General features: G+C 72.3%; 14 protein-coding genes. 6 read left to right on the plus strand and 8 right to left on the minus strand.

The annotated features are described in order from the left end of the window. Nucleotides 1-4: 4 nt before the first annotated feature. Entirely contained in the window at nucleotides 5-1,222 is a 1,218-nt protein-coding gene (locus tag H1226_RS11845; protein WP_258349047.1) for an MFS transporter, read from the minus strand. 169 nt (nucleotides 1,223-1,391) lie between these two features. Between H1226_RS11845 and H1226_RS11850 the strand changes: the two genes are divergently transcribed. Then, nucleotides 1,392-1,958, plus strand: coding sequence for a TetR/AcrR family transcriptional regulator (locus H1226_RS11850; protein ID WP_258349048.1), 567 nt, complete (start codon nucleotides 1,392-1,394; stop codon nucleotides 1,956-1,958). A gap of 335 nt (nucleotides 1,959-2,293) precedes the next feature. Here H1226_RS11850 and H1226_RS11855 read toward each other — a convergent pair whose 3' ends face one another. The 3 genes from H1226_RS11855 to H1226_RS11865 form a co-directional block, all read right to left on the minus strand. Continuing rightward, nucleotides 2,294-2,719, minus strand: a complete 426-nt coding sequence (locus H1226_RS11855) for a nitroreductase family deazaflavin-dependent oxidoreductase (RefSeq protein ID WP_258349049.1) — start codon at nucleotides 2,717-2,719, stop codon at nucleotides 2,294-2,296. A 259-nt stretch (nucleotides 2,720-2,978) separates the two neighbouring features. Beyond that, entirely contained in the window at nucleotides 2,979-3,581 is a 603-nt protein-coding gene (locus H1226_RS11860) for a DAK2 domain-containing protein (RefSeq protein ID WP_258349050.1), read from the minus strand. Continuing rightward, a complete protein-coding gene (locus H1226_RS11865) occupies nucleotides 3,578-4,588 on the minus strand; it encodes a dihydroxyacetone kinase subunit DhaK (RefSeq protein WP_258349051.1) in 1,011 nt (336 codons plus the stop codon). Before H1226_RS11865 ends, H1226_RS11860 begins: the two co-directional genes overlap by 4 nt. A gap of 534 nt (nucleotides 4,589-5,122) precedes the next feature. Between H1226_RS11865 and H1226_RS11870 the strand changes: the two genes are divergently transcribed. Then, nucleotides 5,123-5,839, plus strand: a complete 717-nt coding sequence (locus tag H1226_RS11870; protein ID WP_258349052.1) for a MerR family transcriptional regulator — start codon at nucleotides 5,123-5,125, stop codon at nucleotides 5,837-5,839. Nucleotide 5,840: 1 nt separating this feature from the next. Here H1226_RS11870 and H1226_RS11875 read toward each other — a convergent pair whose 3' ends face one another. After that, entirely contained in the window at nucleotides 5,841-6,224 is a 384-nt protein-coding gene (locus tag H1226_RS11875; RefSeq protein ID WP_258349053.1) for a YchJ family protein, read from the minus strand. 128 nt (nucleotides 6,225-6,352) lie between these two features. Between H1226_RS11875 and H1226_RS11880 the strand changes: the two genes are divergently transcribed. Then, complete coding sequence (locus H1226_RS11880) at nucleotides 6,353-6,730, plus strand: PH domain-containing protein (RefSeq protein ID WP_224959910.1); 378 nt, start codon at nucleotides 6,353-6,355, stop codon at nucleotides 6,728-6,730. A gap of 54 nt (nucleotides 6,731-6,784) precedes the next feature. On the opposite strand, the gene H1226_RS11885 is transcribed toward H1226_RS11880, so the two are convergent. From H1226_RS11885 to H1226_RS11895, 3 genes are all read right to left on the minus strand, one after another. After that, nucleotides 6,785-8,323, minus strand: a complete 1,539-nt coding sequence (locus tag H1226_RS11885) for an acyl-CoA synthetase (RefSeq protein ID WP_258349054.1) — start codon at nucleotides 8,321-8,323, stop codon at nucleotides 6,785-6,787. A 149-nt stretch (nucleotides 8,324-8,472) separates the two neighbouring features. Further along, complete coding sequence (locus H1226_RS11890) at nucleotides 8,473-9,600, minus strand: DUF5938 domain-containing protein (protein WP_258349055.1); 1,128 nt, start codon at nucleotides 9,598-9,600, stop codon at nucleotides 8,473-8,475. 36 nt (nucleotides 9,601-9,636) lie between these two features. After that, the gene (locus tag H1226_RS11895; protein WP_258349056.1) at nucleotides 9,637-10,440 is read right to left on the minus strand and encodes an SDR family NAD(P)-dependent oxidoreductase; all 804 of its coding nucleotides are present in this window, start codon (nucleotides 10,438-10,440) and stop codon (nucleotides 9,637-9,639) included. Nucleotides 10,441-10,625: 185 nt separating this feature from the next. On the opposite strand from H1226_RS11895, the gene H1226_RS11900 reads away from it, so the two are divergent. The 3 genes from H1226_RS11900 to H1226_RS11910 all read left to right on the plus strand — a co-directional run bounded on the left by H1226_RS11900 (nucleotide 10,626) and on the right by H1226_RS11910 (nucleotide 13,561). Then, entirely contained in the window at nucleotides 10,626-11,273 is a 648-nt protein-coding gene (locus H1226_RS11900) for a TetR/AcrR family transcriptional regulator (protein WP_258349057.1), read from the plus strand. A gap of 574 nt (nucleotides 11,274-11,847) precedes the next feature. After that, a complete protein-coding gene (locus H1226_RS11905) occupies nucleotides 11,848-13,038 on the plus strand; it encodes a glycoside hydrolase family 64 protein (RefSeq protein ID WP_258349058.1) in 1,191 nt (396 codons plus the stop codon). Between the two features lie 109 nt (nucleotides 13,039-13,147). Further along, nucleotides 13,148-13,561: a (R)-mandelonitrile lyase gene (locus H1226_RS11910; protein ID WP_258349059.1), complete on the plus strand. Its 414-nt coding sequence runs from the start codon at nucleotides 13,148-13,150 to the stop codon at nucleotides 13,559-13,561. The last annotated feature ends 89 nt before the right edge of the window (nucleotides 13,562-13,650 follow it).

Here is a 13,650-nt window from a genome sequence, read left to right on the forward strand (position 1 = left end):
GGGTTCACCTTCCTTCTGCCGGAGACGGGCCGCGCACGGCCGAAGCGGTGAGCGCCGCACAACCGACGAGCACCAGTACCACGATCATCGCGTACCGCAGTCCGAAGTGGTCACCGAGGGAACCGAGCAGCGGCGGCCCGACGAGGAACGCCAGGTAGCCGGCGGTGGCGACCGCGCTGACCCGAGCGGTGGAATCCCCGCCACCATCTCCCGCAGCCGAGATCGCCAACGGGAACCCGAGCGCGGCGCCCAATCCCCACAGCACCACCCCGGCGGACGCGGCCACCGGACTCGACGTGAAGATCACCGCGATGAGCCCGAGCGCCGCCAGCCCCGCGCTCGCCCGCACCACCGCGGCACGCCCGAACCGGACCACCAGCGCGGAACCGGCGAAGCGCCCGGTCGTCATCGAAGCGGCGAACGCCGCGAACAGGACCGTCCCCGAAGCCGGGTCGAAACCGTGCGCGTCCACCATCAGCAGCGGCAGCCAGTCGTTCGCCGCGCCCTCCGCCAGCGCCATGCCCAGCACCACGCAGCCGATCAGCGCGATCCGCGGCTGCGTCCACAGCGCGAACTGCTCCCGGGCGGCCGCACCGGCACCGCGCCGCGAACCACCGCGCTGCTTGCCGAAACCGGTCGGCACGGCCGGAACGACCGCGGTCGTGATGATCCCGGCGAGCACCGCGACGCCCAGCAGGTGCCACTCGACGGCGACCTCGGCTCGGGTGAACACCATGCCGAGCACCGCGCCCGCCACCGTCCCGGCGCTGAAGGTGCCGTGCAGCAACGGCATCAGCGGGCGCCCGGCGAGCCGCTCGACCTCGGCTCCCTCCACGTTCGTCGCGATCTCCGAACAACCCATGCCCAGGCCGAACAGCAGCAGCCCGGCGAACGCGCCCGGCGCGGTGGCGAGCGCCGTGGCGACGCCGAGCACGGCGAGCCCCGCCACCGCCAGCGCCATGCTCACCGCGATCACCGGCCGGGTGCCGAAGCGCCGCACCACCGGCCCGGCGGCGAGGATGCCGGTCATCGATCCGACGGAGAGGCCGAACAGCACCAGGCCCATCTCGCCGGTGGAGGCGGCCAGGGCGTCGCGGATGGCGGGCGTGCGGGTCACCCAGGAAGCCAGCGAGACGCCCAGCAGCAAGAAGATCCACTGGAGTGCGCGGCGGCGGCCGGTGGGGGCGGTCGGCGGCGCGCCGCCACCCGGGTGCTCGGTCATGGTTCCTCTCGGTGGCGGCGTGAACGCAAGCCGTTGCGTACGACCGTACGCAATGATGCGCACGAGCGTACGTGAGAGGGTTTCGGGATCGACCGGCCTCCGCCCCGCCCGGGCCCGCATCGGACGCGAGGTCACCCATCGACTACCTTCTGTCGAGGTGACGCGGGACATGCCACCGAAGGGCCGCCGGTTCGACCCGCAGCGGCGGGCGCGCATCATCGACGCGGCACTGGGGCTCATCGCCGACGAAGGCGTCGCGGGCACCTCGCACCGCAAGATCGCCGCCCGCGCCGACGTGCCGCTCGGCTCGATGACCTACCACTTCGCCAGCATCGACGAGCTGCTGCGCGAAGCGTTCTCTCGGTTCACCGGCGCGGTCATCGCCCGCTTCGAACGACGGCTCGGCGCCGCGCACGGCATCGCCGAAGCGCGCCTCGCGGTCGCCGAGCTCATCCACGAAGACCTGTTCGCCACCCGGGCCGACCTGGTGCTCACCCACGAGCTCTACGCGCTCGCCGCCCGCGAACCCGCCTACCGCGAGCTGATCGACGAGTGGATGCGGCGCAGCCAGGAAGCCCTCGGCAGGCACTTCGACGCGGACACCGCGCGCGAACTCGACGCGCTGATCGAAGGGCTCACCATCCACCGCGCGCTCGGCACCAGGTCCGGCGACGACCGGGAACTCACCCTCGACGCGATCCGCCGAATCACCGCGGGAGCCGGCGAGGCGGAGTAGCGCCCGAGGCGGGGCGGGCCCGGTGCCGGGGAATCCCGTGGGAGATCCGGCCTGAGGAAGCGGCTGGCCTGAGAAAGCGGGCGACCCGAGTAAGCGGGTGGCCTGAGGAAGCGGCCGGCCTGAGTAAGCGGGTGGCCTGAGTAAGCGGGTGGCCTGAGTAAGCGGGTGGCGCTGGAGAAACGCGGGCAGCACTGGTGAATCCAGGCACCGCTGGAGGATCCGGAACCGGCCGAGGCTCATCCAGGCGGCGCTGGAGAACCTGCGGCTCCGGGCGGTCCCGAGCAGGGGACCTGGCGGGGCGCCCGGCCGCGGAACCGCGACCGGGCGCCGCGGCCTCACTTCGGGTCGAGCACGAACACCGGGATCAGCCGGTCGGTCTTCTCCGCGTAGTCCGCGTACGACGGGAACGCGGCCACCGCCCGCTCCCACCACTGCGCACGCTCGTCGCCGGACACCTCGCGGGCCAGGTAGTCGCGGATGGTCGTCCCGTCCTGCAGCGAGATCTCCGGGTGGGCCTTGATGTTGTGGTACCAGGTGGGGTGCTCCGGGGCGCCGCCCTTCGAGGCGATCACCGCGTAGCTGCCGTCGTGCTCCACGCGCATCACGGGTGTCGGGCGCAGCTTGCCGGACTTGGCGCCGCGCAGCGTCAGCAGCACGATCGGCGCGCCGCGCACCTCGAGGCCCTCGGTGGTGCCGGTGCGGCGGATCTGCTCGACCTGCTGCCGGACCCAGTCGGGCACGTTGCCGTTCTCGTCACTCATACCGCCCGCAACCACGGCCACCCGTGATTCATTCCCCCGAATCCCCCCACCCGAGGTGAGTGGCCCACCCACCCAGCGAGCCGGGTCGAATGGGCCACTCACCTATCGCGACCCGTGGGTAGGGCGCCAGGTGGGTGGCCCAACCGCCCAGCGAGCCGGGTCGAGCGGGCCACTCACCTGCATCCCACCGAGGGCCGCTTACTAGGTGAGTGGTCCGCTGGCCCAGTGTGCTGGGGTGAGTGGGGCGTTCACCTGGGGGTCAGCGGGGGAGTGGGGCGGGTGGCGCGTCCGACGGGTCGGTGGCGGCGGCGAACGACCAGAACAGGAGGGCGATGCCCAGCGCTCCCGGATCCGGTTCGCCGAGCGCCCGTTCCCCGACGTAGCTGGCCCGGCCCATCCGGGCCCGCAGCCGCGCGGTGCCCTCCGCGCCGTCGGCGGCGGCGCGGGCGGCGGCGGCGAACCCCTGCTCGACAGCGTCCACGGCGGGGGCGAGCGCGTCGACCAGCGTCCGGTCGCCGACCTCCGCCTCGCCGACCCGCTGGATCGCGGCCAGCCCCGCACCGGTCCCGGCGCGGAACCCGGCGAGGTCGTCGGACTCGGCGAGCGCGCGGGCGATCTCAGTGAACAGCAATCCGAACAGCGGGCCGCTGGTGCCGCCCACCTCGTCCAGGAACACCTCGCCCAACGCGTCGAGGGCGCGGCCGCCGTCGGCGTCGAAGCGGGCCACGGCGGTGCGCACCCCGGTGCGCAGGTTGTCGCCGAAGTCGCCGTCGCCGCTGCGCTGGTCCAGCTCGGTCAGCTGCGCGTGCGCGTCCTCCACCGCGGCGGCGAACCGGCGCAGCACCGTCTCCTGCTCGATCATGATTCCTCCGAGGTACGCGGGAAGGCGGGCGTGATCGCGGGCGCGGTCCACCAGGGCCACCAGTCCGGTTCCATCCTGGTCACCGTCACCGAGAACCCGGCCATGTCCAGTGCGGGAACCAGGGTGCCGACCAGCGCTCCCGCCACGTCGAACCCGCGCCGCGCGAGCCCGTCCGAGACCAGGTCGTGCAGCCCGTAGAGCTCCAGCTGGGTGGTGCCGCCGAGCCCGTTGAGCACCGCGACCACCCGGTCGGGCCCCGGCGGCAGCCCGGCGACGAGCTCGTCGAGCAGCTTCTCCACCAGTTCCTCCAGCGGCGGCCGGGCGACGGTCTTGCGGGCCCGTTCGCCGTGGATGCCGACGCCGTACTCCAGCTCTGCCGCGTCCAGCGCGAACGACGGTTCCCCGGTGTGCGCGGAGGTCTGCGCGCGGGACGCGACCGCGAGGCTGCGCGAGGCCGCGGCGAACCGCCCGCCCAGCTCGGCGAGCTCGTCGAGGCCCAGGCCGGTGTCGGCGGCCGCGCCGAGCAGCTTCTCCACCACGACCGTCGCCGCGGTGCCGCGCCGCCCGGTCGCGGTCTCGGCCGACTCGGTGGCCAGGTCGTCGTCCACCAGCACCCGCCGCACCTCGACGCCCTCCAGGCGCAACCGCTCCGCGGCGATGCCGAAGTTGATCCGGTCCCCGGTGTAGTTCTTCACCACGTGCACGACGCCGTCCGGCCCGGCGGCGGCGCGGCTGGCCGCGAGGACCTGCTTGTTGTGCGGGGAGGCGAACACGCTGCCCGGTGCCACGGCGTCGAGCATCCCGCGGCCGAGGAACCCGGCGTGCAGCGGCTCGTGCCCGGAACCGCCGCCGGAGACCAGGCCGACCCGGCGGGCCGGATCGCGGTGCCGGGCGACGAGATGGGCCGGTCCCTCGCGCAGCTCCACGAGGTGCGCGTGCGCGCGGGCGAACCCGCGCAGCGCGGGCGGCACCGGGTCGCCGTCGGACGGGTGGAAGGGAAGGGGCATCAGCGGACCTCCTGGACGGGAGCGGTCGGTGCTCGGATCAGCGGACCTCCGGTTCGAGGTGGTCGCCGCCGAGCACGGGGCGTGGCGGGCTCACCACCGGGTGCGGCGGCGAGCCGGTGCGGCCGCGGAGCGCACCGATCATGATCGGAACCGTAGCGCCACCGGGGCTCGCGTAGAACCCGAACACGCCCGGTTCACCGCCGCACGACCCCCCCGGCTCGGCCGGTCCGTCGTGCACCGCGAGCACGCACTCGGGTACCCGCGGTCACGGCGAAACGCGCCTCCCGTCGAATTCGGCGCCGCCCCCGGTCGACCGCCGCCGTGGCGGAACTCCACCGCTCGCCTTCCGGCGTCGCGCAGCACTCGGGGGCGGCGGAACCTCGGCGGTTCCCCCGCTGCCGGGTCTCCCGCCGCGATCCCCGATGCGGCCGGTGGCGCGCGGCGGGTGGCTCCACCGGCCGGCCGGAAGCCGTCCCCGCTTGACCGTGCCCCTGGGGCATGGTGTGGAAAGGGGGCAAGAGCGGGAGGATCTCGATGGCGTGGAGCACGCGGCAGGTGGCGGAGCTGGCGGGGACGACGGTGAAGGCGGTCCGCCACTACCACCGGATCGGGCTGCTGGAGGAGCCGGAGCGGGCGTCGAACGGGTACAAGCGGTACGGCATCAGCCACCTGACGCGGTTGCTGCGGATCCGGCGGCTGGTGGACCTGGGCGTCCCGCTGGCGGAGATCGCGGTGGTGGAGGGCCCGGACGACCGCGCCGAGCAGGCGCTGCGGGCCCTCGACGCCGAGCTCGCCGCGAGCATCGAACGCCAGCAGCGGATGCGGGCGGAACTCGCGGCGGTGCTGCGGAACCGGACGCTGGCCGAGCTGCCGCCCGGGTTCGACGGGATCCGCGAGGAAGTCCCGCGCTCGGGCCGATCGCTGATGCTGCTGTACGCCAGGGTGTTCAGCCCCGAAGTGATGGATGCGCTGCAGGAGATCGTGTCGCGGCCGATGCTGCCGGTCGAGACCGAGTTCGAGGGACTGCCCGCGGACGCCGACGAGGCCACCCGCGCCGACCTGGCACGGCGCTACCTGCCCGAGTTCCACCGGCAGTACGAGGCGTACCCGGCCATGCGGGACGCGTGGCGGACCGCGCCGGGCGGGGAGGCGTACGCCGCCTCCGTCGTCGTCCCGGCGATGGTCGAGTACTACAACTGGGCGCAGCTGGACGTGCTGCAGCGGATGAACGCCCTGCTCGCCGAGGAGTGAGTCACTCGTGCTCGCCGTCGACGTAGTACCAGTCCCCACCGCTGCGGGTGAAGCGGCTGTGCTCGGTGAGCGACCCGGCGCGGCCGTCCAGCCGGTAGTGCGCGCGGAACCGGACCGTGCCCGCGGAGTCGAACGGGCCGCCGCCGCTGCGGTCCAGGACGTCGAGGCGGGTCCAGCGCTGCGCCGGGTCCAGCTCCACCGAGTCCGGCCGGGTCGACGGGTCCCAGGTCCGCAGCAGGTGCTCGGCGTCGCCGACGGCGAACGCGGCGAACCGCGAGCGCATCAGCTGTTCGGCGGTGGCCGCGCGGCGCGCGCCGGTGTGCAGCGGTGCGCAGCAGTCCGCGAACACGTCGCCGGAGCCGCAGGGGCATCGATCGGTCTTCACCGGCCCAGTCTCGCAACCGGGTGGTGCACGGCGGGATCCGGTGCCGCCGGTGCACGCCGGACCAGCGGCCCGCGCGCTTCGCTACTCTGGGGCCAGGGGAAATCTCGATCTTGCAGGGGAGTGCGTCCGTGGGACTTTTCGACGGCATGATGGGGAACGCGTCGCAGATCGATCCTCGTGCGGCGGCGCAGGAGTACGGCAGGCTGCTGGCCCGGGGCGAGGAGATCCACTCCGCGTACCGGCTGATCCGCGACTCGCTGCTGTTCACCGACCGGCGGCTGATCCTGGTCGACAAGCAGGGCATGACCGGGAAGAAGGTCGAGTACCACTCGATCCCGTACCGCAGCATCAGCCACTTCGCGGTGGAGACGGCGGGCACCTTCGACCTGGACGCCGAGCTGAAGCTGTGGTTGTCCGGCGCGTACGAGCCGATCGTGAAGCAGTTCGGCAAGGGCGTCGACGTGTACGAGGTGCAGGCCGTGCTGAGCGCGTACGTGGCGCGCTGATCGCGGGTGGTCCGCCCGCCCCCCGCGCGGGCGGACCGGTCCGCGGTGCGGCCCTCAGCCGCCTTCGGCGAGCCGCTGCTTGATGTCCGGCTTCAGCACCTTGCCGATCTTGGAACGGGGCAGGTCGGGCCAGAGCTCGATCCGCTTCGGCGTCTTCACCCCGCCGAGCCGTTCCCGCACGAACACCCGCAGCTCCTCCTCGGACGCCCGGGCGCCGGCCCGCGGCTGCACCACGGCGGTCAGCTGCTCGCCCCACTTCTCGTGCGGCAGGCCGACCACCGCGGCGTCCTGCACCGCCGGGTGCGCGAGCAGCGCCCGCTCCACCTCCGCCGAGTACACGTTGAACCCGCCGGTGATCACGACGTCCTTGGCGCGGTCGACGATGTGCAGGAAGCCGTCCTCGTCGAGGTACCCGATGTCGCCGGTGTGGTGCCAGCCGTGCCCGCTGACCTCCGCGGTCGCCTCCGGCGCCTCGTGGTAGCCGTCCATGACCAGCGGGCCGCGCACCACGATCTCGCCGCGCTCGCCGGTCGGCAGCAGCGCGCCCCCGTCGCCCAGCACCGCCACCTGGGTCAGCGGGCTCGGGCGGCCCGCGGCGGAGAGCCGCTCGGTGGCGATCGACCCGTCCGGGCGGAAGTGGTCGGCGGGCGCCATCGTCGCGATCATGTTCGGCGCCTCGGTCTGCCCGAACAACTGGCCGAGCACCGGGCCGATCCGGGTCAGCGCCTCCTCCAGCCGCGCCGGTGACATCGGAGCCGCGCCGTACCAGAGGCAGCGCAACGAGGTCAGGTCCGCCGCGTCCAGGTCGGGATGGTCCAGCAGCCCGTAGATCACCGTCGGCGGCAGGAACGCGTGCGTGATCCGGTGCCGCTGCACCAGCCGCAGGAACTCGCCGAGGTCCGGGTTCGGCATGATGACGATCTCACCGCCGAGCGCCAGGACCGGGAAGGTCAGCACCCCCGCCGAATGGGTCAGCGGGGCCAGCGCCAGGTATCGGGGCGACTCGCCGAACGGGTAGCTCATCAGCGTCGTCGCCGTCGCCGTCAGCATGTTCGTCGCGGTCAGCCGCACGCCCTTCGGCACCCCGGTCGTACCGCCGGTCCCGGCGAGCATGCACAGGTCGTCCCCGGCGCGCGGCACGCGCTGCTGCGGCGTGGCCCTGCGCTCCAGCCACTCGTCGAAGGTCCACGCGCCCTCGACCTCCCCGTCGAGGCACACCAGCTCGGTGAGCCGCGGCAGCTCACCGCGGATCCGCTGGACCAGCGGGGCGAACCGCTCCTGGAAGAACAGGCAGCGGCAGCCGAACAGCTCCAGCAGCTGCCGGTTCTCCGCCGCCTCGTTGCGCGGGTTCACCGGGCACCACACGGCCCCGGCCCGTGAGATGCCGAAGATGCAGGTGAGGGCGTCCGGGTCGTTGCCGGACAGCACCGCGACCCGGTCCCCGGGTTCGATGCCGGACCCCCGCAGCGCCCCGGCGACCCGCCAGGACAGCCGCTGCACCTCGGCGTACGAGCGGGTCTGCCCGCCCGTGGTCAAGCAAGGCCGGTCCCCGCCGAGGGAAGCGCCCTTGTCCAAGTAGTCGGCCAGCTGCACAGCTCATCGCCTCTCTGCAGAACTCGTCGTGCGCGTCGGCCCCCGCGGCTTCGCCGCTGACGAGGCGGCGGCGCGGGGCGCGGCGCGCGGCCCACCTCGTCGTGCCGGTCGGAGCGCCGGCCGCCGCGGACGGCGGCCGGCGCCACCGATCAGCGGTGGACCTCCAGGATCGGGTCGAGGACCAGGCCGAACGCGCGCAGCGTGCCCAGCAGCTCCCGGTGCCCGAACGCCTGGCAGCTGGAGGCGAACCCGACCTTCCGCGGCGGCTGCTGCAGCAGTTCCGCGGCGGCGTGCGCGTTGAGCAGCGCCGTCTGCTTGTAGTTGCAGTTGCCGTGGATCACGCAGTGCGCGCGCCCCAGCGGCCCGGAGGCGTGCACCGAGTCCAGCGAGGTGTTGATCCGCGGGTTCTCCCGCGGCGGCATCTCGCTGCGCACCCCGGCGGAGATCTCGTCGATCATCGCCAGCTTCTGCTCGGTGGACAGGCCTTCCATCTGCTCCATCGCCGAGGCCACGATCTGCGGCACCGCCTGCATCAGCGACCGGTCGAACACCCCGCCCAGCGCCCGCACGTTCGCCACCCGCGGGTCGTTCTTGAACCACACCGGGTGCGAGGTGCCGCCCCAGGGCAGCGCGAGCCCGACCTCGTGGTGGCCGGGCACCACCACGTCGTAGGTGCCGCGGTCGGCGGGCCACGGCACGTACTCGTTCTGCTCCAGGTAGAACGCGTCGGCCAGCACCGCGTTGGTGAGGATCGTGTTCGTGGAGGCGACCGTGGGGTGGCCCTTCCAGAACACCTGGATGTCCAGCGTGTCCAGCCCCGGCGTCTCCAGGCAGATGTTCGCCGCGATCTCGCCGATGGTGTACATCTGCGCGAGCCCCAGCGTCAGCAGCAGCCCGCGATCGGCGAACGCCGCGCCGTAGCGCTGCTCGACGTCGATCATCCAGTTCTGCTCGCCGTTGGTGTCGGTGTAGTGCGCGCCGATCTCCAGGCATGCCTGCACGACCTCGTGCCCGAAGCGGGCGAACGGGCCGACGGTATTGAGCACGACCGAGGCGCCGCGGAACTGCTCGGCGAGGGCTTCGGCGGTGTGCTCGACCTCGACGACGTCGTGCTCGACGGTGTCGATGCCGGGGACCGCGTCCACCGCGTCCTGCACCCGCTGCCGGTTGCGGCCCGCCGCCAGGAACGGGATGCCGTACTCGCGCAGGTACTCGCAGATGAGGCGTCCGGTGTAACCGGAGGCGCCGTAGACGACGACCTTCTTGTCAGTGGCCATGAACTGCTTCCTTCCGTGCTGGTGGGGGAGACCCGGTCACATGCCCATGCCGCCGTCGACGGGGAGCCCGGCCCCGGTGATGAACTTCGCGGCGTCGGAGGCGAGGAAGACCACGGCGTCGGCCATGTCGTCGACCTGCCCGAGGCGGCCCTGCGGGGTGAGGCCCACGACGGCTTCCGCGGCGGCCTCGGGGGAGGGGAACAACCCCAGCTCGGCGCAGTCCACCGCGAGCTGGTTGCCCATCGTGGTCGGCGTCAGACCCGGGTAGATGCAGTTCACGCGCACCCCGTAGCCGAGCTTCCCGGACTCGGCGGCGGCGACGCGGGTGAGCCGGTCGATGCCGGACTTCGTGGCCGAGTACAGCGCGATGCCGGGGAAGGCGATGGTCGCCGCGACGGAGGCGATGTTGACGATCGCCCCGCCCTGCCCGGCCGCGCCGCCGGGCCGCATGGCGCGGAACCCGTGCTTCACGCCGAGCGACGTGCCGAGCACGTTGACCTCCAGCATCCGGCGGACGTCGGCCGGGTCGAGGTCGGCGATCAGGCTGCTGATCTCCACGCCCGCGTTGTTCACCAGCACGTCGAGCCCGCCGATGGCTCCGGTGGTGCGCCGGACGGCCTCGGCCCAGCTGTCGTCGTCGGTGACGTCGAGCGGCACGAAGTGGGCGTCGGCGCCCGCTTCGCGCAGCGCCAGGGCCGTCTTCTCGCCCTCGTCCTGGAGCACGTCGCCGATCACCACGGCGGCGCCGGCCCGCGCCAGCGCCTCGGCCATGCCGGCGCCGAGTCCGCGCGCGCCGCCGGTCACCAGTGCTCTTCGGCCGGTCAGATCATCACTGCTCATCCGGAAATCTCCTCGTTGAGATCGGGGAAGCCGCACGGGCCGGAAGATCGTCCGTGCGGCGCGGATCACACCGTAGGCAAGTTTTTGGACAGTCGTCAAGAATTTTTTGGACGCTTGTCAAGAAAGATCGCGGACCGGGGCGCTAGACTGTGGCGTCAGCCGGAACCAGCCGACAGGACGGGCAAGTGACCGAGGTCGCGGAGACGAAGCGGAACAAGGTGGCCCGCCGCCAGGTCGACAAGTTCGAGGTGCGGCGCACGGAGCTCGCGGTGGCGACGCTGCACACGCTCGCCGACCTCGGGTACGCGCGGACCAGCCTGCGCGAGATCGCGCAGAAGTCCGAGTTCTCCCACGGGGTCCTGCACTACTACTTCGCCGACAAGCAGGACCTGATCACCCGTGCCGTCCGCCAGTACGAAGCCGTCTGCGTGACCCGCTACGACGGGGTGATCGCGGAGGCGACCAGCGCGCCCGAGCTGCGGGACGGGTTCATCGACGAGTTCTTCGCCTCGATGCGGGCCGACGCCCCGCTGCACCGGCTGTGGTACGACCTGCGCAACCAGAGCCTGTTCGAGGAGTCCTTCCGCGCGGACGTCGAGGAGATCGACCGGCGCCGCGAGGAGATGATCTGGCAGGTGATCGGCCGCTGCGCCGAGCTCGCGCAGGTCCGGCCCGCGACCTCGTCCGGGATCGCCTACGCGATGATCGACGGGATCTTCCAGCGGGGGCTGCGCCTCGCGCTGGCGGGCGCCGACGAGGAGATCGAACGGCTCCAGGACGAGCTGCGGCGGGTGCTGGTGCTGCTGGTCGACGAGCCCGGTTCGGCGGGCTGACCGAGGTTCGCGGGGGCGGGTCCGGAGCTGGGGTGCGACCGGGTGCCGGTCCTGCGCGGGGGTGCGTGATCCGCTTCGGCCGTGCGGGCTGTGCGAGCCGTTCCGGCGTCGAGGGGTGATCTCCCCCGGCGGTGCGTCGGCCGTTCCGGCGCCCGCCTCCTGATCCGCTCCGCGCGGCCCGCCGGCGGGTCGTTCTTCGCGCGCTGCTCCCGGCCCCCGTGGGCTCCGTCCCGCGTGGACGCGCGGTTCGGCGGTGCCCGGAACCGTTCCGCGCAATCAGACTTCGGTGTGAGGTCCCGTTCCGACTTTCGTCGTGCTTCCGGGAACGGAATCGCCGTCGTTCGCGTGCTGTCCCGCCATGCGGTCAGATTTCCCGGTTTTGTGGCTGGATGTCGCCGCGTTCTTGATTTTCCCATCTCGGTGTGCGGTCGCGTTGATTCGTGTTTGAAGCTGGTGAATACGTACTCCTTTTGGAGGTATCGAGTGCAGGTCTAGACCGCCAGACTTTCGGGATCGATCACGAGAAGATCGACCGCCTTCCGAGGTGGTCAAGTTTGTCTCTGGAGGTAACCCCATGGTTTCTCGTAGGCGGTTTCTCGGGTATTCCGCTGCGGCGCTGACCACGCCCTTCTGGGTGCAGGCGATCAACGCCCCGTTCGCTTCGGCCGCTCCGGAAACCCTGAAGTTCGTGCTGCAGAACAACTCCGGCACCACGGCGCACGCCTACATCGCCGGATTCTCGGACGCGGAGAAGAAGGCCGTGTTCATCCGGCAGGACGGCACCTCCTACTTCCCCGAGGCGGGTGGCCCCGAGCCGCAGCCGCTGGGCGAGGACCCCGCCATCCCGGTCGACGGCAGCGTCGAGGTCACCGTGCCGCGCATGTACGGCGCGCGGGTGTACTTCGTGACCGACGACAAGCTGGACTTCCAGGTGGTGCAGGGCGCGGACGGCACGACCTCCGTGGTGCACCCCAACTTCGTCTCCGAGGACGACTCGAACTACGGCAAGGACTGGACGTTCGCCGAGTTCACCCTCAACGAGGAGCAGCTCTACGCGAACATCAGCTACGTCGACTTCGTCGCCGCGCCGATCGCGCTGCACCTGAAGGCCGGCAGCGGTGACCAGGAAGTCCCGGGCATGCCCACCGGTGCGCTCGACGGTGTCGCCCAGGGCCTGCGCGACCAGGGCGAGAACTGGCCGAAGCTGGTGCAGGAGGCCGACGGCAAGGTCGTCCGGGTGCTCAACCCGAACCACCGCGCCGCCGACTTCGAGGGCTACCTCGAACCGTACGTGGACGAGGTGTACGCCAAGTACGCCGGTGAGTCGATCTTCGTCGACACCCAGCGCGACGACCTCGGCGTCATCGAGGGCAAGGTCGAGGGCGACGCGTTCGTCTTCGGCTCGGAGCGGTTCGAGAAGCCGTCCTCGGTGGACATCTGGGGCTGCAACAGCGGCCCGTTCGCGAACAACCCGGAGAGCGACTCCCAGGAGCGCCTGGCGATCGTGCCGCGGCTGGCGGCGGCGTTCAACCGCACCACGCTGCTGATCAACCCGAACCAGCCGCAGGACGAGGACCCGGCCACGTTCTACCAGAACGAGATCACCAACCACTACGCGCGCGTGGTGCACGAGAACCTGCCCGACGGCAAGGGCTACGCGTTCGCCTACGACGACGTCAGCTCGAACGCGGGCGAGGACCACAGCGGCAAGGTCAACGCCGGTGACCCGGAGGTCTTCACCCTGACCCTCGGCGCCATCCGCTGATCACTCCGCACGAACCGGCGGCCGGCCTGCACCCGCGGGCCGGCCGCCGGCGTGCGCGCGGCGCCTAAGGTGGTCGGCACGGATTCCCGCCCGACACCGAGGAGACGCCGTGGAGTTCACCGGCCCGCGAGCCACCACCAGGGCACCCGCCGAGTGGTTCACCGGCGACGTGTGGTTCGACGTGATCCACGTCGGCACCGAGCCCTCGCGGCTGCGCGCGAACCTGACCCGCTTCGCGCCCGGGGCCCGCACCCGCTGGCACCACCACGCGGTGGGGCAGACGCTGCACGTGGTCGCCGGGGTCGCGCTGGTCGGCACCCGCGACGGCACGATCTTCGAGGCGCAGCCCGGGGAAACGGTGCACTGCCCGCCCGGCGAGGAGCACTGGCACGGCGCCGCCCCGGACCGCTTCATGGAGCACCTCGCGCTGTGGGAGGCGCCGGACGACGACCGGCCCGAGACCAGCTGGCTGGAACCGGTCACCGAGCAGCAGTACGACGGCCCCCGCACCCGCCGCGGCTGATCGCTGCGCCACGTCCGCCGCGGGTGACCCTGCGCCCGTTGCGGTCGGTCGCGGCCCGGAGACCGCTGCGGCCGAGCTCCGCCCCGCGC

It is taken from the genome of Saccharopolyspora gregorii (genome assembly GCF_024734405.1).
Classification (GTDB): Bacteria; Actinomycetota; Actinomycetes; order Mycobacteriales; family Pseudonocardiaceae; genus Saccharopolyspora_C; species Saccharopolyspora_C gregorii.

What these genes read in the sequence shown, in the direction of transcription:
- H1226_RS11845 (WP_258349047.1), bottom strand. Translation starts at nt 1,222, where the DNA reads ATGACCGAGCACCCGGGTGGCGGCGCGCCGCCGACCGCCCCCACCGGC.
- H1226_RS11850 (WP_258349048.1), top strand. Translation starts at nt 1,392, where the DNA reads ATGCCACCGAAGGGCCGCCGGTTCGACCCGCAGCGGCGGGCGCGCATC.
- H1226_RS11855 (WP_258349049.1), bottom strand. Translation starts at nt 2,719, where the DNA reads ATGAGTGACGAGAACGGCAACGTGCCCGACTGGGTCCGGCAGCAGGTC.
- H1226_RS11860 (WP_258349050.1), bottom strand. Translation starts at nt 3,581, where the DNA reads ATGATCGAGCAGGAGACGGTGCTGCGCCGGTTCGCCGCCGCGGTGGAG.
- H1226_RS11865 (WP_258349051.1), bottom strand. Translation starts at nt 4,588, where the DNA reads ATGCCCCTTCCCTTCCACCCGTCCGACGGCGACCCGGTGCCGCCCGCG.
- H1226_RS11870 (WP_258349052.1), top strand. Translation starts at nt 5,123, where the DNA reads ATGGCGTGGAGCACGCGGCAGGTGGCGGAGCTGGCGGGGACGACGGTG.
- H1226_RS11890 (WP_258349055.1), bottom strand. Translation starts at nt 9,600, where the DNA reads ATGGCCACTGACAAGAAGGTCGTCGTCTACGGCGCCTCCGGTTACACC.
- H1226_RS11895 (WP_258349056.1), bottom strand. Translation starts at nt 10,440, where the DNA reads ATGAGCAGTGATGATCTGACCGGCCGAAGAGCACTGGTGACCGGCGGC.
- H1226_RS11905 (WP_258349058.1), top strand. Translation starts at nt 11,848, where the DNA reads ATGGTTTCTCGTAGGCGGTTTCTCGGGTATTCCGCTGCGGCGCTGACC.